Annotated in this window: 1 protein-coding gene; it reads right to left on the bottom strand. The window is 44.5% G+C overall.

Annotated features, from left to right (window positions below; translation table 11 throughout):
• The coding region (locus tag WKI42_RS10785) for a thiol-activated cytolysin family protein (RefSeq protein WP_368081916.1) at window positions 1-299 on the bottom strand (299 nt) is incomplete at both ends.

Raw genomic sequence — 299 nt, forward strand, 5'->3', positions numbered from 1 at the left:
TTCCCTGTCTTTTCAAAGTCAGAACCAAACTTGACCTTGAGTTGTTCCATGCTGTGAGCCGTGATTTTTTCATACTGCATTCTAGCTGGGACATTATTGACCTGACCATAGTCTTGATGCCACTTGGCCAACAAATCGTTTACCGCTCCGCGAACACTTGAATTGCTGGGATCTTCTACTTGGAGAAAGCTATCACTACTTGCCAAACCAGGCAAATCAATACTATAAGTCATCGGAGCACGATCGACCGCAAGAAGAGTGGGATTATTCTCTAACAAGGTCTCATCCACTACGAGAAG

The organism is Streptococcus pseudopneumoniae, assembly GCF_038148935.1.
In the GTDB taxonomy this organism is placed as follows: Bacteria; Bacillota; Bacilli; order Lactobacillales; family Streptococcaceae; genus Streptococcus; species Streptococcus pseudopneumoniae_U.